The following is a 23,532-nucleotide window of genomic DNA, read 5'->3' as shown; positions in this document are numbered from 1 at the left end:
CTAAAAAAATGAACGAGAACATTAGATTTATAAGACCACTGTATAGAGGGCTTCCCTTTATTATTCTGGCTATAGTACTGTCTATATTGGCAGCGAAAAAATATCTTGGATATGTTACTCCTATTTATGAGAGTACAGCCATGCTTAAACTTGCAGATACTCAGGAAGGAGTTCCAAGCGCCAATTTATTTAAAGATTTCGACGTTTTTGCGTCTGCCAATAAAATCAATACAGAAATTGAAGTTCTCAAATCCTCATCACTTATTGAGAAAACACTTTCAAAACTTCCGTTTTCCACAGAGATTTACAGAAAAGGAGATCTGCATTCAGCAGAATTGTTCAAAAACACTCCCTTTTTTGTAGAAGGTACCTTCAGTTCAGATAAAAATTATGATAAAAAATTCTCCCTGAAAATTCTTTCACATAACAGATTTCAACTTACTCTTCCTGGAAAAGAAACTGCTGTAGAAGGAAATTTTGGTGAACCTATTACTATTTCAGGAGGGAAATTACTCATTACTCTTAATAAAAACTTCATTCTTTCTAAACCGGGACTCAAGATGATTGATGAATATGAATTTGAATTTCTAAGTCATGAAAAACTTCTGGAGAAAACCAATAAAAATCTGGACATTGTTTCTGTAGATAAAGATGTACCGGTTATCAGAATCAATTTTAAAAGTAATGTACCTGAAAAAGCAGAATTATTTGTTAATACCCTTGCTGAAACCTACATTCAGGATTATATCGAGAGTAAATATAAAGCAGCAGATACTACCACGGTTTTCCTTAAAAATGAAATTAAAGAGGCAAGGGCTAAGCTTACCAGTACAGAAAACCAGATTCAGAATTACAGAGATCACAACAATATCATTAATATTCCTCAGGAAACAGAAACAGATCTCAGAAAAATTTCCCAGCTGAAAATTCAACAAAGCAATATAAAAATGAATCTGGATGCCGCTAATTATCTCAACAATTACATCTCTCAGGGGAAAAGTAATTATCTTGAACTGGCCCCAAACTTTGAAGCATTCAACGACTTACTTTCTACAGAAATGGTAAAGAATATGAAAAATTTACAGGCTGAGAAAAAAGAATTACTGCTTACCTATACTCCAGAACATGAAAAAGTAAAAATAATTGATGCCAAACTGAAAGATCTTACAGATTATCAGACCGAAAGCATCAAAAATACCGCTAAAAATTTACAGATCAAATATAGAGATATCAACAAAGATATCGGAGTTGCAGAACAGGCTTTTGTAGGACTGCCTGAGAAAGAAAGAATCCTCAATGTATTGAACAGGGAGTTTAATCTCTACGAAAAGAATTATAATTTCCTGAATGAGAAACGCATTGATGCGGAAATAGCAAAATCTGCAAAAATTTCCTTCCACAAAGTAATTACTCCCGGAGAAATTCCTAAAAGTCCTGTATCACCTGTACGGTCTATCATCATTATTGTAGCAGCTATTATAGGTATGATTACATCCATTGCAGCTATTTATTTGGTACATTATGCAAAAGCAAAGGTAAATGATGTGTATACCATAGAAAAAAACAGCAACATTCCTATAGCATTTACCACCCCTTACATCAAGAATGAAAGCGAAAATATTTCACGCCTTTTGCAAAATATTACTGAAATGGAGCTTAAAGGTATTCTTAAAGATCATAATACCATTACTGTGACTTCCTATGATAAAGAAAAAGATCACCTTTTTCTCATCGAAAACACGATGAAAGCTCTTGAAAAGCAACACCGAAAAGTGATTCTTATTGATATTGCAGGAAACTTTCCTTATCAGTCTGATAATATCATTGATCTTTCCGGAAATGAAATTCTTTTTCAGCCCAGAAAACAGCTTGAACACTTCATTCATGAAGCATCTCAAGGATACGAATTATGTATCATCAATAATGTTGCAGTTAAAAAAAACACACTCGCTCTTCTTTTGATGAGCCTGGCCAATCAAAATCTTTTTATTCTGGATAGCAGAAAAACTGCGGAAAAAAGAATATTGGAAGTTGAGATACTCAATGAAGAATATCAATTTCCAAAGCTATGGTTTGTACTGAATAAAGCAGGCTACACCCCAAGTATCATAAAATATCTGATAAAGTGTATCACTTCATTGAAAAACAAATGAAATCATTAGTCAACATAAGAAAATCCAGTGTCATGGTCTTTACAGATCAGGCCCTGTATAGCGGAAGCAATTTCCTGCTCACTTTTCTTCTGGCCAGAACTCTGAGTATACAGGAATTTGGAATATACTCTTATGTTTTAATAGGATCTTATTTTATTCTGAATATAGGGAACGCACTCATCATACAACCTTACCAAATCATGGTATCCAAAAGCCCGCACTGTGAATCATTAGGTTTTATCAGTAAAGTATCAGCCGGATTTTTATTGTTTCTTATTATTCTGCTGAGCCTGATTTATCTTTTCTTAAAATTTCCTCCAAAACCTTCGCTATCTATGGAAAATTTAGAATTCCTAGCAGTACATTATGGAGAAGCGGCTATTTTTATTCTTGGTTATTTTATTCAGGATTTTTTTAGAAAATCATTGCTGGCTATACAGGAACTGCCTGCCGTACTTTGTATTGATCTTCTCTTTTTATGTGTATTTCCTCTTATTATATGTACATCACTCACATTGGGAAAGGTATTATTAATTATTGGAGTGGGTAATCTATTATCTTCACTTCCAGGGATTTTGTACTTCTTAAAAAATGCAGTATTTCCTATTTCGGATAAGCCCTACCTGCAATACTATAAAAGCAATGGAAAATGGTTTTTGTATTCAGCTTTACTCCAATGGTTTTCGGGAAATTTCCTTGTACTGATTTCAGGTTTATATCTGGGGTTAGAGGCTTTAGCCGCCTTAAGACTGGCACAGTCTTTCTTTGGTATTTTTAATGTTATCCTACAGACTGTGGAAAATTTTTTCCTTCCCAAAACAGCCCGTCTTTATCATAAAGATACAAATGAAGCCAAAGAATTTTTATTCTCAATCAAACGTTATGGCTTTTTCATTTTAGGACCTGTTCTTCTTTTAATATTTATTTTTTCAGAGGAAATCATGATTCTTTTTGGGGGTACTCAATACCAGCATTTCGGATATGTAATTAAGCTAATGTCTCTGCTTTATCTGCTGATCTTTTGGGGATATCCGGTACGGATTGCTGTGAGAGTAACGGAACTCAATAAAATATTCTTCTACGGCTATATTTTTTCAACGGTATTTATTCTGACTATATTTCATTTTCTTTTAAAATATACCGCATTATACGGTGCTATTACAGGACTTATGATGAGTCAGATCATCCTCATCCTGTATTGGAAACTACAACTTCGTAAAAACAATTCTTCATTATGGAAATAATACACATCATATTGGGAAAGGCTAACCCTGAACGAATGAACGGAGTGAATAAAGTAGTATATCAGCTTGCCTCCAAACAGGCTGCTGCAGGTATAAAAGTATCCGTATGGGGTATTACAGACACCTTGGAAAGAAATTATCCTGAAAGAAATTTTGAAACATTACTCTTCAAAAAAAGCATGAATCCTTTTCACCTTAATGAGCAATTAAAAATAGAAATTCTGAAGAAAAACAGCCAAACTATCTTTCATCTTCATGGGGGCTGGCTTCCGTTGTATTCCTCATTAGGGAATTTTCTATCCGGCAACAAGAGAAAGTTTCTCATCACAGCTCATGGTGCCTACAACACAATTGCCATGCAAAAAAGCCATTATCTGAAAAAATATACTTCCATTTTTTTGAAAAAAAACTTCTTGAAAATGCAGGCAGAATTCACTGTATTGGAAACTCAGAAACTTATGGACTCCAGAATATGTATGAAAATAACAAAACGGTACTCATTCCTTACGGTTTTGATCCTGAAAACATAAATTCCCGCAAAAAAGATGATAATGCAAGAATAACATTCGGTTTTTTAGGAAGATTAGATATTTATACTAAAGGACTCGATCTGATGATCGACGCTTTTGATAATTTTCAGAAAGAAGTTCCCGATTCAGAACTCTGGATAGCTGGCAGCAGTAACCAGGCCAAACAGCTTGAAAAGACCATCAGAACTAAAAAGCTACAGAATAAAATACAACTATTAGGTCCCAAATTTGGTGCAGAAAAAAATGAAATTCTTCAGCAGATGGATATTTTCCTCCATCCCTCCCGCAACGAAGGACTTCCTGCTGCCGTACTGGAAGCAGCCAGCTTCGGAAAACCCTGTATTGTGAGTACCAATACCAATATTGGCGAACAAGTTGAAAAATATAATGCCGGAATTGTCTTTTCTCAAATGACCCCCAAAAACTAACCCTCGCCATGCATCAGATCTATAAAACATGGCTTGATAAACAACTCTTCCACGAAATGGAAAGTCAGGCCATTAAAATGGTAAAGTATGAATTTGACTGGGACATCATTTTAAACCGATTAAATACGGAACTCTATGAAAACATCTAACCTTTCTACAGAGAACAGACATCAGAAGTTTCTAAAAAACACCAACCTATTTCTTTTTATCATTCTTCTGCTGATGATTGCCGGATTCTTTACCTGGAGCGAAAATATTATCATTACCAGAATCATAAAAGTAGTAGGAAGAATGGGAGTTATGTTTTCATCGGTTTTCATTTACTACCGCATTATCAGATACGGTGCAGCATCCAGTCTTGGATATAAAAATATATTCTCTCCCGTTTTTTATCTCGGTTATCTTATATTGGGATTAGCTTCCTTTGCATGGAGTACCAATCCGGGATTTAGTGCACTGCAATGGCTGATGGTTTTTCAAAGCTTTGTCTTCGCTTATTTTTTTATCAAAAGCCTTACAACACTGGATATTTATTTTGAAGGGCATCCTATCCGGCTGTATAACCTTCTGGGAAATGTTGTATTTATTTTACAAACAGTATTTGTTGTGGGAATGTGGGTGGATCCCGAAACTTTTTTCAGACTTACCAACGGTGGTGAAGAAGCACGTCTAGGAGGAATCATTATGAATCCTAACGAATTGGGAATGCTGGCAGGAGTGGGTATTGCATGTCTGATCTTTGATTTGTACAGGAAAAAAAATAAGCTTTGGATCATCATAAAAATTGCTGTCATTTTTTATGCTCTGTTTATGACCGGCTCCCGTTCTTCGTTAATAGGTGTACTAATTATTATATTTTTTCATATCAATCAGACTAAAAGAAAAGGTCTCAAAGCCATCATTATTATGGCAGTGCTGGCAGTAGCTCCATTTGCGGTCTATCAGGTTATTTTAAAAGGTGGAGACAAAGACAGACTTGAGGAAATTATGAGCCTTACCGGAAGACTTCCTTTCTGGAAAGCTCTCATCACTGAGGGATTACCCAGAGAACCATTATTCGGATTTGGTTTTATGAGAATTGATTATGGAGAATTCTTTAAAAGCACCCACACTTATCCGGGAAAAATGACTCACAATACTTTTATGCAGGTATTAATGAATCTAGGTTTTGTAGGTCTTATGATTGTTATTGGCCAGGTATTCTTTACCATAAAGGCTATTATTGCACAAAAAAAAAACAAAAACTGATGCTGATCGGAATTCTTATCCCTGTTCTTATCAATTCTTTTACAGAATTTGGAATTTTTGGGGAAAGTAATTATGGAATTCTGTTCTTTCAAATCATTATTTTCTCTATAGCATTTGAAAACAGGAAATATCTTACCTCATTTCAAAGGATAAAACTCTACAGAAAACGGCCGGATTTATTCCAGAAATAAAATTCTTATTCCATAATCTGGAATAAAACCACAAGTAAAACGCAATTAAAATACTGAAAATCAACATATTGAAAATTAGGTTCAATTTTATCTTATACTTTGGTACAGACAACTTATTATCATGGAAAACGTATTTAAAAATTTAGGATATCAGGTTTCTCTACATCCAGATGAATACCAAAAAAAAATAACCGTATTGTCTATCAAAAATACAGATGGAACATTGCGATGGATTTGGAATGCTAAAAATGTAAATCCTGTATTCCTGAAATTTTACTCCACATCTTCTTTCTCTTCATTATTAACAGCAGCATTAATCAGACTAGTTTTCTTTATGAAATTACAGCATATTCTGTTCAAAAAAGCAAAGCTGTATTATGACGATCCTATCATTGCTCCCATTTGTAACCTTCAGGAAGAATGGGCTCTTTTTACAGGGACAGCCGGACCTAATAATAAGCTTATTTTATACTATCAAAAATATTTTTATAAAATAGCGAATTCAGAAACATCCCGTCAGCTTATTCAGCAGGAATGGGAGATATTAAAGACATTACCGGCAGGAAAGTTTTACGAGATTCCTATGGCCAGTCTTTTAAATGATAGAGTCTTAAGGACCAGTGATATCTGTAAAAAACAAAATCAGACTGCAGCTTTGGGAGTATTGCATATGAAAGCTCTTAAAGAACTGGATTCCTTTTTTTCAGGGAAAATAAAAATAGGAGAGTGGAAGCTGCTTAAGGATTTGAAAAAGCAGTTTTATGAAACTCAGGATAAAAGGTTTCCTCCGAATTTTTTCCAAAAAATCAAAGATATTTTAAATTCTTTACCTGAACAGGAAGAAATCAGCCTAAGATTCTCACACGGTGATTTTACAGCATGGAATACCAATATCGGAAATGAAAAACTTGGAATTTATGACTGGGAGCTGGCTGCTTTTAATCGCTCGCAAGGCTTTGATTATTTCCATTTTATCATTCAAAATAATATTCTGATTGGAAAGAAATGCTGGAAAGAAATCTACAGAGAAATAATGATCAAAAACAACTCTGTATTCAATTTTGAAATAGAAACCCTTCATAAATATTTAAAATTATACCTTCTCATCAACATCCTGCAACATATCAATATCTATTCGGAACAGGAAAAATGGCATCAACAGGTATACTGGCTGCTCTCCGTATGGAACGAATCTCTGAATACATTTCTGGAAGACCAATACAGCCACAGAAAGCTCATCATTTTAGACCTTTTCAGTAGAATTAATCATGAAGAGTATGCTGCATTGAAATTTCCTGATCGATCTCCTGAAAAACTTCCTGAATATTCGGATATCGATCTTATCTGCAGTAAATCTGTAGCACAGGATCTCTATTCCTACTTCAGCCATCATATATATACTCATAAAATTATTCTGGAAAAAAAATCATTCTTAACCCATATAAAAATTATTACCAAAGATTATGAAATTCTGTCTATTGACTGTATCCACCAGCTAAAATGGAAAAACATTCAGATACTTGATGCTAAAAAGCTCATTTCAAACAGCTATATCAACAACTTCGGAATCAAGAACGTTTCAGAAGAAGACACTGCCAAATACATCCTCCTGTTTTATAAACTAAACAAATCTGACGTCCCTAAAAAACACAATTCTATTATAAATATCAACTTCAATCAAACGTCAGAAAATAATGTAGACAAAGTATTGTTTGGCCCTTTATACAATGATGAAAAAGTAATAATAAAAGCTTTAAAAAAAGAAAAGTCCAATAAAGGATTAAGTTATTTCCTCAACACTATCCACTATTTTATGGATCTGTTTTCCGGAAAAGGATTTATTATTACACTAAGCGGGGTAGATGGTGCCGGGAAATCTACGGTCATCTCCGATTTATCCTTAATTATCGAGAAAAAATTGAGAAAGCCCTCGGTAATATTGCGTCATCGCCCCTCTTTTTTACCCATTCTCAGTGTATGGACAAAAGGAAAAGAAAAAGCACATAAAGAAGTTATAGAATCTTTACCCAGACAAGGAAAAAACAGAAGCTTTCTGTCTTCATTATTCAGATTTGGATATTATTATACAGATTATCTTCTGGGACAATTCATTATATATTTTAAATATATTCTGAGAGGGTATGTGGTGATCTATGATCGATATTATTTTGACTTTATTGTTGATGGCAAAAGAAGCAATATCATTCTTCCCGAAAAGCTTTTCAGAACAGGCTATTTTTTCCTTCTGAAACCCGATTATAATGTTTTCCTATATGAAGACTCTCAGGTCATTCTGCAAAGAAAAAAAGAACTTTCAAAGGATACCATAGAATTCCTCACTCAAGAATACAAAAACTTATTTGAAGGATTGGCAGAAAGAAAAAGAAAGAACATCTACACCTCATTGAAGAACAGCGATCTTCCTACCACACTCCAGACATTAACACACATGATTCTAACTACACAATGAAAAAGTTTATTTTACAAATTTTACAAAAGAGAAATCCCTCTTTCTCTTTTGATAAAGATCTAAGTTCCCGTATGATTCTGCAGTTTATTCTGATTCAGGGGATGAGCTTTTTACGGGGAATGAAAGTACTCTTCGCATTAAAAAAAAGCAAAGGATTGTTACTCGGAAGGCAGGTTCATTTTTTCTGCCTTTCAAGAATAACCTGGGGCCGGTTTCTCCGGTTGGGAGACAACGTTTATATTTCTGCAATGGGCAGAGACGGCGTTCATTTAGGTAACAATGTATCCATCGGAGCATTCAGTAGAATTATCATTTCTACCTCATTCAATCATATGGGAAAAGGGATAAAGATCGGGAATAATGTAGGTATTGGTGAATATGCCTACTTAGGAGGAGCCGGAGGACTGGAAATAGGAGATGACTGCATAACAGGTCAGTACCTGAGCTGCCATCCTGAAAATCATAATTATGAAGATCTCACTTCTCCCATAAGGCTTCAGGGTGTAAACAGAAAAGGGATAAGAATAGGAAAAAACTGTTGGATTGGCAGTAAAGTGACCATTCTGGATGGTGTTGAAATCGGCAATGGCTGCATCATTGCTGCCGGAAGTGTAGTCAACAGAAGCTTTCCTGAAAATTCTGTCATAGGAGGTGTTCCTGCAAAAATTATTAAAACAAGAGACGGCCATGAAAACAACAACCATTTTAGCAACCTGCTATGCCGTAAATCCGTATAAAGGATCGGAAGATGCTATGGGATGGAATTTTGTATGTCAGATTGCAAAGTTCCGAAAAGTAATTGCCATTACCAGAGAAAACAACCGTTCTTCCATTGAAAAATACATGAAGGAAAATCCTGATGAAATTTTTGAAAATATACAGTTTCTTTATTTTGATCTTCCTTATTGGGCAAGATTCTGGAAAAAAGGCAGCAGAGGAGCTATGGTTTATTTTTACCTGTGGCAGAGAAATATAATTGGTTTTATTAAAAGTAAACAACTTGATTTTGATATTGTCCATAATCTCAATTTCCATAACGACTGGACTCCCACATTTTTGTGGAAACTTCATAAACCTCTTGTTTGGGGTCCTGTAGGGCATCATCCTAAAATTCCTAGACAATATCTCAGATTTTATAGTTTCAGAACTCTTCTGAATGACAGGCTAAAATGGCTTGTTAAAAGATCTCCTGGAAGTTTTCGCCGGCCCTGAAAAATTCTGTGAAAAATGCAAACCATATCTGGTGCATGAATTCCAGTGTCTCAGAGTCTCTGCCATTAAACAAATCACATTATTCTATTTATCCCTCCGTAGCTACAGAAGATTTTTTCGAAGGTTTCAAACCTAAAAAGAGTTTTCAGATTCTTAGTGTGGGAAGATTTGTTCCATTAAAGGGCTTTGATCTCACGATCAATGCATTTGCTGATTTTTTAAAACATATCCCTGAGAAAAACCGTGCTTCCTGCAGATTAACACTTGTGGGAACCGGTCCGGAAAAAAAACTTTATCAACAATTGATCTCAAAGCATCACATTGAACCCTATGTGCAAATTATAGAATGGATTGACCGAAAAGAACTTATGAATACCTATAAAGAATCCTCTGCTTTTCTATTTCCCTCTCATGAAGGAGCAGGAATGGTAGTTGCAGAAGCTTTATCATTTGGACTTCCTGTAATAGCACTGAACAATGTAGGTCCTGGCGAATATATTCATTCAAAATTCGGATTTACGGTCAGTGAAAATTCTTACAATACAACTGTAGATAGCCTCTGCCATAATTTATTAAAACTATTTCTTGATCCTTCTCTGACAGAAAAAATGAGTAGAGAAGCCAGAAAATATTATGAAGAAAAGTTTTCATGGGATAAGAGAGGTGATTATCTGAATACTATTTATCAAAACTTTGAGCCATGAGAATAATAGCCGTACACTTATTAAACGATTACAGCGGAAGTCCAAAAGTACTTATGCAGCTGTTGAAAATATGGACAAAGAACGGAAAAGAAACCCATCTTTTTATCGGTGGAAAAAATAAAGGTTTTCTTTCCGATATTTCAGGTATACATTATCATGGATATGAATACCGTTTTTCCGGATATCCAATAATCAGACTTTTATTTTTTATCATCAGTCAGTTTGCATTAGCCATCCGGTTATTATTTTTTCTGAAAAAGCAGGATATTGTGTATATCAATACTGTATTGCCTTTTGGTGCTGCGGTTATTGCAAAATTAAAAGGCTGCCGGATAGTCTACCATGTGCATGAAACTTCCGTAAAACCTCAAATATTGAAAAAATTCTTATTTGGAATAGCCTCTGTAACGGCTTCTGAAGTAAAATATGTATCTCAATTTCTTGCTTTACAAGAACCAATCTGTAAAAAATCAGAAATTATTTATAATGTTCTGGAAGAAGACTTTATTGAGAAGGCAGTTCCCAAAAACCTGCAAGCCAATGAGCGTAAAATAGTTTTGATGTTATGTTCTTTAAAAAAATACAAGGGAGTAGATGAGTTTGTGACACTATCAGAGCAAAATCCTGAATTTACCTTTAAGCTTGTCCTGAATGCGTCAGTGTATGATATTCATTCCTATTTTGAAAAAAAACAGCTTCCTGAAAACCTATATATTTATCCTACCCAGCAAGACACACATCGGTTTTATAAAGAAGCGGATGTGATCCTGAATCTTTCTGATACAAAACTTTGGGTAGAAACATTTGGGCTTACCATTCTGGAAGGTATGGCTTATGGTCTGCCTGCCATTGTTCCACCGATAGGAGGTGTAACCGAATTAATAGATGATGGTAAAAACGGTTTCTGTATCAATTCTAAGGAAATTACTGTGATCTCACAGAAACTGAAATTATTACTTAATAATCCCAACCTTTACCAACAATTCAGTCTGTATGCTCAGCAAAAAAGTAAGCTTTTTTCTATCGACAACTTTGAAAAACAATCCCTTAAGATATTTTCCAAATTCCATTAATAATTCCATAATCTGGAAATAATAAAGTAAATAAAATCACATAAACAATTGAATATCAATGATTAAAAACAAAGGCACACCTGTGGATTTATCTTTAAAAAAGTAAAAAAATGAAAACAAAAATAGCCATTATCGGAACAGTAGGACTTCCTGCCAATTATGGAGGTTTTGAAACCTTAACTGAACATCTTGTAGAAGAATTATCGGATCAGTTTGATTTTACGGTATATTGCTCTTCAAAACGATATAAAAAAGAAGAAAGAAAGCCTCTTTATAAAAGAGCAAAACTGAAATACATTCCTCTAAATGCCAATGGAATACAAAGTATCCCTTATGATACGCTCAGTATTATCCATGCACTATTTTTTAGTAAAGTTTTAATTATATTGGGAGTTGCTGGATCATGGATCCTCCCTTTTGTAAGACTTTTTACCAACAGAAAAATTATCATTTCTATTGATGGAATTGAATGGAAAAGAGAAAAATGGAGCCTCCCTGCAAAACTGTATCTCTGGTGGGCTGAAAAAATTGCTGTCAAATTTTCTCATATTGATATTTCAGATAACGAAGCCATACAGGATTACACAGCATTACGATATGGAACACTGAGCAGGATTATCGAATATGGTGCTGATCATGCCACCCCGGATGGAACCATAACCCCCGAAGACCTCTATAAATATCCTTTTCTTACAAGCCCATATGCGGTAAAAGTTTGCCGAATAGAACCCGAAAATAATGTTCACAAAATATTGGAAGTGTTTCATACCGTTCAGCACAAAACTCTTGTGATTATAGGAAACTGGCAAAACAGCGAATACGGAAGAAACCTCAAGGCTCAGTATAAAGATTCCCCTAATATCTGTATTCTGGATCCTGTTTATCAACAAAGAGAAATTGATCTCATAAGAAGCAATGCCGAAATGTATATTCATGGCCATTCTGCCGGAGGAACAAACCCTTCATTAGTAGAAGCAATGTATCTGAAACTGCCTGTTTTTGCGTTTGATGTATCATATAATAGAGTCACGACAGAAAATGCCGCATTTTATTTCCGTGATACAGAGACCCTTACTTCTTTACTTCTTACTACAACTTCTTCAGAATTGAATACCTGTTCCTTGGCGCTCCGAAAAATTGCTGAAAGAAAATACATCTGGAAAAAGATTGCAGGCAGGTACAGAAACCTGATTCGGGAATCCTGTGAGGTAAATACCAAACAAGGGATATTTTCCCAGGCATCTGCACTTAAAGAAAAGGTTCTGTCAGAATATGAAGCAGTTCATCTTAAAAACAATCAGATTTTCCAATCAAAATACTAAAGCTATGAGAACCATTTTAGAATTTTTTATAGGCGGAGTACTGGCATATGTATTGTCTGTTATTGTAACTCCTTTGGTATCTAAACTTTCTGTTAAGTTACATCTGGTTGATTATCCTAATTACAGAAAGGTACATCGTAATCCTATCCCTTTAATTGGAGGAATTGTTATTGTATGCATTTCTATCCTTACAGGTTGTATCATGCAGGCTGTATTCAATAAAGAAATATTTATTATAATGACTGGAGCAGTTATCTTATTTATTCTGGGAGCTATTGATGATAAGAAAGATGTAAAAGCACAACACAAATTGTTTATCCAGCTTTGTATAAGCTTCGTAATGGCTCTGTACGGCATCAGAATCACTTCATTATTTGGTTTTTTAGGAATATATGAACTTCCGGTTTATGGGCAGTATGTGATTACTGTACTTTTAATTACCGGAGCTGTGAATTCATTTAACTTAATGGATGGAGTAGACGGGCTTGCCGGAATCATAGCATTATCAGGCTTTACTTTCTTACTACTCAGCAGCCTTTACAGTCACCATATAATGCTGGCTAAAATGAGCATCATCCTTATCGGCTGCCTTATCAGTTTTCTTAAATATAATTTTTCTGAACATCAGAAAATATTTCTGGGAGATTCCGGAAGTTTGTTCCTTGGATTTCTCCTTGTCAGTCTTGGAATTTACTGTCTCAGATACGATTTTGAGAAAGAGCAGAAAACACAACTTCTGTATTTTCTATTTGTTTTTATGCTTCCCGTTTTTGACTTTATACGGGTCTGTATCGGAAGAATGATCAAAAGAATATCACCTTTTACGGCTGACAGAACTCATCTTCATCACTATATGACAGAAATTGGATTAACCCCTAAAAAAATTGGATTTTCTATTCTTTTAATCCATCTCAGTCTTCTGGTTACAGCTTATTTATTAGTTTCCTTTAATATCAATTTAGTTTTCGTCATTTGTATTACTGCGGTTTTATCCTATTATAAGATTCTGCATATGATAAGAACTTTTAACATCTGGAAACACAAAATAAAAGAAATGGAAACTTCATTTTAACCCAGGTCTCCCAACCTGAATGAAATTGACATTCTAATCTCTCATTAACCATTAAAAATACGATCATGAAAAAAATTAGCTTACTTATCAGCATTATGTATGCTGCACTTTCATCAGCTCAAGTAGGGATAGGTACAACAACTCCTGATCTGAACTCTGATCTTACCTTAGGGTCTTCCAATAAAGGGTTGCTTTTGAACAAAGTAGCACTTACCTCCACCACAGCCAATGTATACAGTGAAGGAATGTTTCTTTATAATACTGCCACGGCCAATGATGTAACACCAGGCATCTATCTGAGTAATGGTACTTCATGGACTAAAGTAATTGATGCCCTCACTTTAAACTCAATACTATCTAGCAGTTGGAAAACAACTGGTAATAATCTTTCTGCTACAGACTTTATAGGAAGTACCAACGCACAGCCTTTCATTTTAAAAACCAATGATAATGAAAGAGTAAGAATAGATTCGGATGGAAAAGTTGGAATCGGAACCAATGCTCCACAAGGAATTGTTGATATCAATTCTGCAAATTCAACACTCATACTACCCAGAAATGCCAATCCGCCAGCCAATATAACCAATCCTGTAGCAGGCATGATTATATACGACTCTTCCAATAAAACATTACGTTATTATAACGGAACCCAATGGAGTACAATGATCTCCTCACAAACGCTTACAACAGCCAATGAAGGGGTTGTAAAAATGAACAGTGGAGCAGGAATAAAACCTTCATTTGCCTTTAGATCATCAGGAGGAGTTTCTTTAAACAATTATCAGAATATCATCTATCAGACTCCCGTTAATATTGTAACAGATTTCTCACCAACACCAGCCACAAGCTGGCCAGAGAACATTGTTTCTCCAACCGTAGCCAATATATATGACCAAAGTAATGGTAGATTTCTTGATAATTCAGTAGCAGGACAGGTTCACACCTGGAGAATCATTGCCAAATATGAAAACAAAAATAATGGTTCGGTAGCATTTGTAACGGTTAATATGTCTAATATGAATAATACATTTTCAATAGATCAGACGGCTGTTGCTCCTAACGGAGTTACTACAGGAAATCTTGTTTTCTATCTCACTACTGTAGCAGATTCCTCTTCCTTTACTAATGGATATACTATTAAAATCAAATCAGATACAGCAATGGACATCATTATTGATAATATCACAAGGGTTTCACAGGCAAAAGATTAAATAACAGATACTTCCGCAAGCACCTGATGCCTAGAAAATGTCGTTTGGATAAAAAAGACTATCTTTACAATAACCAAACAAAATATTCTTAATATGTCAGTAACAGCAGAAGGAGCCAGGAAGGCTCAGTTATCTTTATCCGAAAGGGCACCCGTTGCACACGCCGTTCTTTCAGGAGCAGAAAATATTTCAAAATACAGTAATGGGGTATGCCACGATGTGGTTGCTTATGCCCTTTACATGAGAGGAGCCAGCATCAGTCCTGATCAATTAGCAGGTTCAGCAGGTCAGAAATGGTTAGAAACCTTCAACTATACCGGAGGAAAAAAATGGGATGGATATTCTCCTATTGCTAAAGGAAAAGCTATTGGTTTCTACAGACCTATCGACAAAACATGGTTTCATTCAGCAATTACCACAGGAAACGGTAATGAAATCAGATCTGTTAACGGATTTGCCTTAGGCTCTGCATGGTCTGTTCCGGTAGATATGAAATGGGTCCTTGGGAAAATTAATTCCGATGGAACGTTCAACTATGATGGAACTAAAATAGAAGTGTATATCTCTCCTTTATAGCGGATATAAAAAAATAAAGCCTCCTTAAAACAACTTTAAGGAGGCTTTTTTATGGTCTACAAATATATTTCTATTATTAATATTCTGCCCTCATCAGATGAGTAGAGTTGGTATTGAGTTCAATCCCTCTGTCACTGCCAACAATTACAGTTCCGCCGATATTGGCAAGATGATTTCCAAAAGCACAATTGGGTTCAAAGGCAAAGCACATCCCTTCCTGTAGGACTAAATCTCTACCAGGGTTAGGCAGTCTACCAACATTTCCGTATCGGGCAGCTTGTGGCAATTTTTCAATTCCCGGAGCGGTTCCAAATCCAATTGGGCCATAAGGGTTTATACTATGTATCAAAGGATGTACATGCCATCCACCAGCTTCTAAAAGTGGTTTTTCCATGACATCAACAACTTCTCCAAATGTTTTTCCCGATTTCAAAACATCAACACCTGCTTCATAACACTCGCGGGCAACAAGAGCTGCACGTTCAAGATCCGGATGTATATTTCCAACTGCTACTGCGGCCTGATGCTGAGTTTCATACATTCCATACAGCGCAAAGATCTCAGACAAAACAATATCTCCTTCTTTAATGATTCTAGGAGGTTGTGACCGGTATTGCCAAGCCGGCGGCCCCCAGCCAATATATTCAGGTCCTGACCCCATTAATATTTCAGCCGTAAATCCGCCCATTGAAATACAGGTCGAAGTAATCACTGCAGCTACTTCAGCTTCACTTACTCCAGGCTTAATTGTCATTCGCATCGCTTCACTCATTGCTTCCCCGATGTGGGCCGCATGTCTGATTAAAGCCAGTTCTTCATCACTTTTGGGAGCAGTCAGTTTGAAAAAATCCATATATACAGGCTTTAATTCGGCGTTTGGAAAGGCTTCCATGATGCCTTTCCAAGTGCGATAGGGAAGTGCTCCGTCAAAATAGAAGGGTGGATAAGGCTCCAAACCGATGATCCCTATCCTGGGTGTATTTGAAAGTCCCATCTTTTTAAGGATATTTCCAATACCGGCTCCGGTTTTACCAACATAGATTTGCTCAGGCTCAATCCATTGCTGATCTCCACGATGGGAAGCCTGCATATGGTCGGCCACCATCATTGAAGCAAAAGTTACAACAATTGGCTTTTCTTCTTTGTGAAATATCACCACAGATCCAAGTCTGTCATTGGTAAAATAATGATCAATACAAAACGGAGCTGGTGCTGCAGATTCTCTGTCTCCATAGATAACAAGAGTGTCCAGTTCATTTTTTCTCATGATAGTGCGTGCAATATCCCAACGACGGTCACGCTCTTTTAACGATAGAGGTAATGGTATTTCCATCTTTGTTTTCATAACTCATTCTTTATTAATTATTAAAGCTGATGCAAAGTAAGCAGATCGGTGAGCGAAGGATATTATCCCAAAAGAATAATAAATGTGCAATACGTTTGTTTTGCTAAAAAATAAGTATCTTGTTTATCTTAAATTTAATTTACAGGATGAAAACCATGGAAGATGTTGAAAGTTACAGTATACCTTATGTATCTGAGAAGATAGGATTACAAAATGTAGAAGGAATTGTGGTAAACAGAGCAGAAGATTCTGTACGAAAGGGATTAACAAATTATCCACATACTGTTAATGGTTTTATCTGTGCCATCTGTATCAAAGGAAGAGCAGAACTGAAAATAAATTTTCAGAAAAGATTGTTGGAACCCCATACCCTGATGGTTGTACTTCCCGGTTCTATGATGGAGCCGATAGAAATATCAGAAGATCTGCATATAGATACTATTTTTTTCGATCCTGATTGTATTTCCAGCAATTCTCTTTCCAATAACTACATGCTTTTCCATGAAATAAGACAACTACCATGTATCAGGCTGAATAATACCGGTTTTGAAATCTTTAGCCAACATCATACAAATATTTCTATGCATTATCATAGAGAAGAAAGCAGGAGTAAGACAGATATACTTCAGTTCCTCTTATTAGCTCTTTTAGCAGAAATAAAAGATGTATATAATACGAATAATGAACAGGTTCAAAAACATACAAGGGCAGCAGAATTAACTACTATTTTTTTTGATTTATTATATCAGCATCATAAAGAAGAAAGAAGCGTTTCCTTTTATGCACAGAAAATGCATCTTACCAGTAAATATTTGACAACAATAATCCGTAAACAGACAGGGAAGTCTATCCTGATTTGGATCAATGAAGCAGTTATAGCACAATCTAAATCTTTATTGAAAACAACCAATCTTTCAGTCATGGAAATTACTGATGTACTAAATTTTGCTGAATCATCCCTCTTTTGTCGGTTTTTCAAACGATACACCGGTATGACGCCTTCTGCTTACAGAGGAAATTAAAAATGAATCTGGAAGCTTATTTATGCCTTTATCGTACATTTTGGGCACACTCCGCTAATAATAAAGTTATATTCTTCCGCAATAAAATGCTCCGGTAAGCTAATTTCAGGGATTGCATTCTCAATACATGTCACTGAATGGCATTTTTTACAGTTAAAATGCACATGATTATGAAAATGTTGTTCATGACTACATTTTCCACTGCATTTCGCAAAATTTACGACACCATCCACATTAACAATCCTGTGAATAGCTCCCTCATTTTCAAGACGTTCTAAAACCCTGTAAATCGTAACTCTATTACATAGCTCTCCTAATTTCTTCTGAATATCAGAATGACTCAATGCTACCTCAGAGCCATTAATAAGGTTTAAAATTTCAGTTTTGGCGTGGGTATTTCTAACCTGTTTCATATTTTTAATGCAACAAAGTTGCGTTATTTGATTTTTTATATATACATTTGCAACAAAGTTACAATAACAATTTTAAATCCTAATCTTTTTATGAAGTCAAAAATTCTTGATGCAGTAGGAATATCAGCCGTCGTTCTGTGCCTGGTTCATTGTATTATTTTCCCTTTGTTGCTTATTATTCCTTTAGGGATATCACATAATCCTTATATCGACCTTGCATTCCTTATTATCGGAACCTTTGTGGTATACAGGCAAACAAGACATATGACCAATAATTGGTTACGAATTTTATTCTGGGCTTCCATTGGATGCATTGCTATTTCAATATTGATTGACTTTCTGTTTGAAATTCATTTGCCCTTCATCTATGCAGGTGCAGCAGGACTGATTACAGCACATCTTATCAACTTTAAAAATCATAAACATTAAGAAGGTATGAAAAAGAAACTCCCTGTAACAGTACTCAGCGGTTTTTTAGGGGCTGGAAAAACAACTTTACTAAACCATATTCTGCATAATAAACAAGGCTTAAAAGTAGCAGTCATTGTTAATGATATGAGTGAAGTTAATATTGACGCCCGATTGGTTGAAAATCAGAATACCCTTTCAAGAACAGAAGAAAAGCTGGTTGAAATGAGCAATGGATGCATCTGCTGTACCTTAAGAGAAGATCTTATGATAGAAGTGGAACGCTTGGCGCATGAGGATCGTTTCGACTATCTTTTAATTGAAAGCACCGGCATCAGTGAACCTATTCCTGTAGCACAAACCTTCACGTATATAGATGAAGAAAGCGGAATAGACCTTTCCCGTTTCAGCTATGTAGATACTATGGTAACTGTAGTGGACAGTTTCAATTTCATGAAAGATTTCGCTTCGAATGAACGATTAATGGATCGCAGCCTTACTGATATTGACGGAGATTACCGTACCATTGTCAACCTTCTTACGGACCAGATTGAGTTTGCCAATGTCATTATTCTAAATAAAGCCGATCTGATTGATCCGGAAACGCTTGGATTTTTGAAATCTGCTATTAAAAAACTCAACCCGGAAGCCAGTATCCTGGAATCAGAATTCGGTAAAATTGATCCAAAACAGATCTTAAACACGAAACTTTTTGATTTTGATAAAGCCCAACATTCTGCAGGCTGGCAAAAAGAACTGCAATCCGAACATCATACCCCTGAAACAGAAGAATATGGAATAAGCTCTGTGGTATTCAGAAACAAACGTCCATTTCATCCGGAAAGGTTATGGGAGTATCTTAATCAGTATCCTGAAGGCATATTAAGAGCCAAAGGACTTTTCTGGCTAGCTTCCAGATCCAGCGATGCCCTTAACTTTTCTCAGGCAGGGGGTTCATTTCGTTTGGAGAAAGCAGGAGTCTGGTGGAGCAGTATGCCAATGAGCCATAGGGTACAATATCCTTCTTTTTTAGAAAATCAGGAATTTATTGAGAGCAGATGGGATAAAAACTGGGGTGACAGAATTAATGAATTGGTCTTTATCGGTCAACATCTCAACAAGGAGCAAATCTTACAGGACCTTACAGATTGCTTAATCAATGACTATGAAAAAGAATTATTCGATAGAAAAGCAAATTTTGAAGACCCTTTTCCTGAACATATCTAAAATTAACTTTCAATTAACGCAACTAAGTTTCATTAATTGAAAATATGTAATAATTTAGTGCTTTATTGATACAATATATGGATAGAAGAAAATTTTTAAAAGGTTCAGCATTGCTGTCAGGTTTATTATCCTTATCACCATCTGAAGTTTGGAGCTCCAGGAGGAATATTGAATCTCATGAAAACGGTAAAGCCAAAAACATTATATTCATGATCAGTGATGGAATGAGCCTGGGAACTCTTTCAATGGCCGATCTTTATTCAAGAAATATATTGGGGAAAGATAGCCATTGGCTCAGTTTATATCATCACAAAAAAGTTTCACGGGCATTAATGGATACAGCTTCTGCAAGCTCAATTGTTACAGACTCCGCAGCAGCCAGTTCAGCTTTTGGAGGCGGAATAAGAGTGCAGAACGGAGTATTAAATATGGGGGCTAATGGTGAAAGCCATGTTCCAATATGGCAGAAATATAAAAAAGCAGGAAAAAAGGTGGGCTGCGTTACAACTGTTACTGTTACCCACGCTACACCTGCGGGATTTTGTGTGAATTCCTCAAAAAGAAATGCTGAGCCCCAAATTGCTGAAATGTATGCAGAGCTGGGAATAGATGTTCTGATGGGAGGAGGAGATGAGTTTTTTAATCCATTAAAAAGAGAAGATCAAAAAGATCTCTATTCTGCCTATAGAAAAAGAATTATCAGATTCTTAAAGATCGATCAGATCTGAAAACAATTAAAAAGGGAGAGAAAGTTTTAGGAATCTTCACTACAGGAGCTTTGCCTTACAGTATTGACAGAGCCCATCTTCCTGAATTAAAGACTACCCCTACTTTAGCAGAGATGGCAGATGCTGCTATTGAACAGATGAAAGAACATCCGGAAGGTTTTGTTCTTCAGATAGAAGGCGGGAAAGTAGACTGGGCCGCTCATGCCAATGATATAGCCGCATTGCTTCATGATCAGCTGGCATTTGATGAAGCTGTAAAGACCGTAATGGACTTTGCTGAAAAAGATGGAAATACTTTAGTCATTATCACTACAGATCACGGAAATGCCAATCCAGGAACCATTTATGGAGCTGATGCCACTAAGAATTTCAATAGCATTTCAAACTATCAGTATACCAATGAATATATTCTGAATAAAATTCATAAAGATCATTCTGCTAAAGATATTAAAGACTGGATATTTGAAGCTAACAAGCTTGTTTTAAGTGATGATGAAGCCAAACATTTGCAAAGTTTTTACAATGGGCTTGAAAAAGAAGAAGGACTTTATAATTATAAAAAATTACCGTTCAAACTGTATTCAGAAATTCAAAAAAGTAGGAATGCTGTAGGCTGGATCAGTATGGATCACTCAGGAGATTATGCAGAAGTAGCTGCTTATGGACCTGGAAGCCAGTTGTTACAGCCTTACATTAAAAATACGGACCTGCATCACCTTATGCTGAATGCAGTTCCTTTATAAACAAAACGTGTTTTCATATCATATTTTTATTTGGTTTTAAAACAGGCTCTTCAAATCATTTGGAGAGCCTGTTTATTTTGTACCGCGAAATGTAATATCCCGTTTTTATTGTGAAGACTTTCTACGGCGTGTAGAAACCTTTTTATCCAATTCTTTGATATCCTGTCTCAACTCCCTGAACATTTCTTTGAAATTGTAACTTTCATAATCTCCCGGTTCAAAATCTTCCGGGAAAATACCTGAAGCATATTGCCAGATCTCTACAATATCCTCAAACGGAATATCATAAGGTTCATAGAAAGAATTATCCGCAGTTACACAAATCGCATTTCCTTTATTTTCTTTAAAACGCTTATAAGTAATCCCATCATTTTGGGTAATGAAAACATAAGTTTTTCCCGGTTTCAATTCATCAATTCCCTCTACATATTTTCCTACAATATAAGAACCGTTTCTGAATGGCGGCATTGAGTCTCCGTCTGCCGGAAATGCTCTGTATTTTCCATTATTCAAAAAGGGCAGGGCAATACGCTGGAGACTTTCAATATATCCAACATCACTATATCCTTCCAAATACCCCATAGAGGCTTTCTGAGGAATAATTTCTATGGTATCATTGCCAAGATCATCCACTGCTACAGGAAGAACAATTCTATTGTCCGGAAGTTTCAGCATATCTTCTGTTGAATATTTCTGAAGATCTACAGACAATAAAAGATCTATACTGACGTGAAAATACTTTGAAATTTTGATTAGAAGCTCAATAGGAGGTTCTGAAATCCCATTCTCATATTTAGAATATCTCACCCGGGATATCGTAAGGTCATCAGCTACATTTTGTTGAGAAAGTTTTCTCTTGGCTCTTAGAGAGCGTATATTATTTGAAAAAATTGACATTGATAGAAGTATGTCCACAAAAATACGAATTTTGCCTTCTCTTATCAATAATAGAAAGGCCTTTTACCATAAAATTTGGAGAATTTTATAATTTCTTAACTAAAGCGGTGAAAACGGGTTAATAACACCCTTATTTTTTCCTGTTTTATCGTTAGATTTTACTCTCTAAAACCTCATTTTAACAAATTTTAAATATTAACCATAAAAAACTTCATTTACCTTTAAAATATTAACTCCAATATTTAAAATTTGAAATATGTTTTTTAAAATTTAGTAAATCAAACAGATACAAGATAAAAACGATTTTCATATTATTATACATTTATATTAACGAAATATTAAATAATAAAAATGTTTAATTATTTTTTTGAAAACAATATGAGTTTATTATTATTTATCATATATTTGTGATGTATTAATCATATAAAATTTTAATCATGAAAAATTTCAAAAAACTAGACAGAAACGAACTAAAATCTATTTCAGGAGAAGGATTACTTGATCCAATCGGAAACTTATTAGGAGGTCTAGGTGGCGTTGTTGGTGGCGTTGTCGGAGGAGTAGGTACTATCGTTGGTGGTGTTATCGGCGGTGTAGGTTCTACAGTAGGTGGTGTTATCGGCGGTGTAGGTACCGTTGTAGGAAACGCTTTATGCCAAACACAGTGTGTAGTTAATGGTGTAATCCACATCAAATTATTAGAGTGTGGTTCTACTTGCTAATCAGCAGCTCCATTAAAAGTTAAAAAAGTATGCCGCTCTGAAAAGAGCGGCTTTTATATTTCCTGAATAAAGCATATTAAACCTAACAGATTTTTGAAACCTGATCATTTTCAATAAAAGCAGTTCTATAAAGTCAACCCATGATTATTCTTGACTTCAGCCATTACAAATGTACTGTGGGTACTGCCGATAGAATCTACAGATCCAAGCTTATTGAACACAAAGTCCTGATAATGTTTCATATCCCGAACCTGAACTTTCAGCAGGAAATCAAAATCGCCGGAAATATTGTAGCATTCTGCCACTTCCGAAATTTCCATAATTTCTTTTACAAAATCATAGCCCACAGAACGGTCATGAATCTTTAATTTAATCTGGCAGAATACCGTAAATCCACGGTTAAGCTTTTCAGCATCCAGTACTGCCGCATATCTCTTCACAAAACCTTCCTGTTCAAGCCTTTTTACTCTCTCAAAAACAGGTGAAGGAGACAGGTTAATTTCCTTAGCAAGTTCTTTAACGGTTAGTTTTGCATTATTCTGAAGCAGTTTCAGCAGTTTTATATCCTTATCATCTAGTTGTTCCACAGAATA

Annotated in this window: 24 protein-coding genes and 1 pseudogene; 21 read left to right on the top strand and 4 right to left on the bottom strand. The window is 35.5% G+C overall.

Going from position 1 to position 23,532, the window contains the following annotated elements:
- Positions 1–8: 8 nt before the first annotated feature.
- From H5J24_RS09850 to H5J24_RS09775, 16 genes are all read left to right on the top strand, one after another.
- On the top strand, positions 9–2,153 hold the full coding sequence (locus H5J24_RS09850; protein WP_068943327.1) for a GumC family protein: 2,145 nt from the start codon (positions 9–11) through the stop codon (positions 2,151–2,153).
- Positions 2,150–3,397 (top strand): lipopolysaccharide biosynthesis protein, encoded by a 1,248-nt coding sequence (locus H5J24_RS09845; RefSeq protein ID WP_068943328.1) that lies wholly within the window; start codon positions 2,150–2,152, stop codon positions 3,395–3,397. Before H5J24_RS09850 ends, H5J24_RS09845 begins: the two co-directional genes overlap by 4 nt.
- A complete protein-coding gene (locus tag H5J24_RS09840) occupies positions 3,388–3,927 on the top strand; it encodes a glycosyltransferase family 4 protein (RefSeq protein WP_232816262.1) in 540 nt (179 codons plus the stop codon). Before H5J24_RS09845 ends, H5J24_RS09840 begins: the two co-directional genes overlap by 10 nt.
- Positions 3,828–4,355 carry a glycosyltransferase family 4 protein gene (locus H5J24_RS09835; RefSeq protein WP_346729993.1) on the top strand — a complete coding sequence of 176 codons (528 nt, stop codon included), beginning with the start codon at positions 3,828–3,830 and terminating at the stop codon, positions 4,353–4,355. The genes H5J24_RS09840 and H5J24_RS09835 overlap by 100 nt, the downstream gene beginning before the upstream one ends.
- Before the next feature lie 8 nt (positions 4,356–4,363).
- A complete protein-coding gene (locus H5J24_RS09830) occupies positions 4,364–4,504 on the top strand; it encodes a hypothetical protein (protein WP_232816260.1) in 141 nt (46 codons plus the stop codon).
- A complete protein-coding gene (locus H5J24_RS09825; protein WP_232816259.1) occupies positions 4,491–5,603 on the top strand; it encodes an O-antigen ligase family protein in 1,113 nt (370 codons plus the stop codon). Before H5J24_RS09830 ends, H5J24_RS09825 begins: the two co-directional genes overlap by 14 nt.
- A complete protein-coding gene (locus H5J24_RS09820) occupies positions 5,603–5,794 on the top strand; it encodes a hypothetical protein (RefSeq protein ID WP_232816258.1) in 192 nt (63 codons plus the stop codon). The genes H5J24_RS09825 and H5J24_RS09820 overlap by 1 nt, the downstream gene beginning before the upstream one ends.
- Before the next feature lie 121 nt (positions 5,795–5,915).
- Positions 5,916–8,264 carry a nucleoside/nucleotide kinase family protein gene (locus H5J24_RS09815; RefSeq protein WP_068943331.1) on the top strand — a complete coding sequence of 783 codons (2,349 nt, stop codon included), beginning with the start codon at positions 5,916–5,918 and terminating at the stop codon, positions 8,262–8,264.
- A complete protein-coding gene (locus H5J24_RS09810) occupies positions 8,261–9,001 on the top strand; it encodes an acyltransferase (RefSeq protein WP_068943332.1) in 741 nt (246 codons plus the stop codon). Before H5J24_RS09815 ends, H5J24_RS09810 begins: the two co-directional genes overlap by 4 nt.
- Entirely contained in the window at positions 8,952–9,476 is a 525-nt protein-coding gene (locus H5J24_RS09805) for a hypothetical protein (RefSeq protein WP_232816257.1), read from the top strand. Before H5J24_RS09810 ends, H5J24_RS09805 begins: the two co-directional genes overlap by 50 nt.
- 8 nt (positions 9,477–9,484) lie before the next feature.
- Entirely contained in the window at positions 9,485–10,180 is a 696-nt protein-coding gene (locus H5J24_RS09800; RefSeq protein ID WP_232816256.1) for a glycosyltransferase family 4 protein, read from the top strand.
- Positions 10,177–11,253: a glycosyltransferase family 4 protein gene (locus H5J24_RS09795; protein WP_068943334.1), complete on the top strand. Its 1,077-nt coding sequence runs from the start codon at positions 10,177–10,179 to the stop codon at positions 11,251–11,253. Before H5J24_RS09800 ends, H5J24_RS09795 begins: the two co-directional genes overlap by 4 nt.
- Before the next feature lie 110 nt (positions 11,254–11,363).
- Positions 11,364–12,575, top strand: a complete 1,212-nt coding sequence (locus H5J24_RS09790; protein ID WP_068943335.1) for a DUF1972 domain-containing protein — start codon at positions 11,364–11,366, stop codon at positions 12,573–12,575.
- Between the two features lie 4 nt (positions 12,576–12,579).
- Positions 12,580–13,647 (top strand): glycosyltransferase family 4 protein, encoded by a 1,068-nt coding sequence (locus H5J24_RS09785; protein WP_167386998.1) that lies wholly within the window; start codon positions 12,580–12,582, stop codon positions 13,645–13,647.
- A 65-nt stretch (positions 13,648–13,712) separates the two neighbouring features.
- A complete protein-coding gene (locus H5J24_RS09780) occupies positions 13,713–14,858 on the top strand; it encodes a hypothetical protein (protein ID WP_096788302.1) in 1,146 nt (381 codons plus the stop codon).
- A gap of 93 nt (positions 14,859–14,951) precedes the next feature.
- Entirely contained in the window at positions 14,952–15,434 is a 483-nt protein-coding gene (locus H5J24_RS09775) for a hypothetical protein (RefSeq protein ID WP_068943338.1), read from the top strand.
- A gap of 76 nt (positions 15,435–15,510) precedes the next feature.
- Here H5J24_RS09775 and H5J24_RS09770 read toward each other — a convergent pair whose 3' ends face one another.
- On the bottom strand, positions 15,511–16,779 hold the full coding sequence (locus H5J24_RS09770) for a M24 family metallopeptidase (RefSeq protein ID WP_068943339.1): 1,269 nt from the start codon (positions 16,777–16,779) through the stop codon (positions 15,511–15,513).
- A 146-nt stretch (positions 16,780–16,925) separates the two neighbouring features.
- Between H5J24_RS09770 and H5J24_RS09765 the strand changes: the two genes are divergently transcribed.
- Positions 16,926–17,801, top strand: coding sequence for a helix-turn-helix domain-containing protein (locus H5J24_RS09765; protein WP_068943340.1), 876 nt, complete (start codon positions 16,926–16,928; stop codon positions 17,799–17,801).
- Positions 17,802–17,821: 20 nt separating this feature from the next.
- Here H5J24_RS09765 and H5J24_RS09760 read toward each other — a convergent pair whose 3' ends face one another.
- Positions 17,822–18,214: a Fur family transcriptional regulator gene (locus H5J24_RS09760; protein ID WP_068943341.1), complete on the bottom strand. Its 393-nt coding sequence runs from the start codon at positions 18,212–18,214 to the stop codon at positions 17,822–17,824.
- A gap of 90 nt (positions 18,215–18,304) precedes the next feature.
- Between H5J24_RS09760 and H5J24_RS09755 the strand changes: the two genes are divergently transcribed.
- The 3 genes and pseudogenes from H5J24_RS09755 (at position 18,305) to H5J24_RS09745 (ending at position 21,320) form a co-directional block, all read left to right on the top strand.
- Positions 18,305–18,643 (top strand): MerC domain-containing protein, encoded by a 339-nt coding sequence (locus tag H5J24_RS09755; RefSeq protein ID WP_068943342.1) that lies wholly within the window; start codon positions 18,305–18,307, stop codon positions 18,641–18,643.
- A 6-nt stretch (positions 18,644–18,649) separates the two neighbouring features.
- Entirely contained in the window at positions 18,650–19,849 is a 1,200-nt protein-coding gene (locus H5J24_RS09750; RefSeq protein WP_068943343.1) for a GTP-binding protein, read from the top strand.
- Between the two features lie 77 nt (positions 19,850–19,926).
- Positions 19,927–21,320 (top strand): annotated as a pseudogene (locus tag H5J24_RS09745) (alkaline phosphatase).
- A gap of 105 nt (positions 21,321–21,425) precedes the next feature.
- Here H5J24_RS09745 and H5J24_RS09740 read toward each other — a convergent pair.
- Positions 21,426–22,217: an XRE family transcriptional regulator gene (locus tag H5J24_RS09740; protein ID WP_068943345.1), complete on the bottom strand. Its 792-nt coding sequence runs from the start codon at positions 22,215–22,217 to the stop codon at positions 21,426–21,428.
- 437 nt (positions 22,218–22,654) lie between these two features.
- Between H5J24_RS09740 and H5J24_RS09735 the strand changes: the two genes are divergently transcribed.
- Entirely contained in the window at positions 22,655–22,939 is a 285-nt protein-coding gene (locus tag H5J24_RS09735) for a bacteriocin-like protein (RefSeq protein ID WP_068943346.1), read from the top strand.
- A gap of 125 nt (positions 22,940–23,064) precedes the next feature.
- On the opposite strand, the gene H5J24_RS09730 is transcribed toward H5J24_RS09735, so the two are convergent.
- On the bottom strand, positions 23,065–23,526 hold the full coding sequence (locus tag H5J24_RS09730) for an Lrp/AsnC family transcriptional regulator (protein ID WP_068943347.1): 462 nt from the start codon (positions 23,524–23,526) through the stop codon (positions 23,065–23,067).
- Positions 23,527–23,532: the final 6 nt, after the last annotated feature.

This window comes from Chryseobacterium capnotolerans (genome assembly GCF_021278965.1).
Taxonomy (GTDB): domain Bacteria; phylum Bacteroidota; class Bacteroidia; order Flavobacteriales; family Weeksellaceae; genus Chryseobacterium; species Chryseobacterium capnotolerans.
Note: the sequence above shows the minus strand (reverse complement) of the source record. Positions and strands in the feature narration are given on the sequence as shown.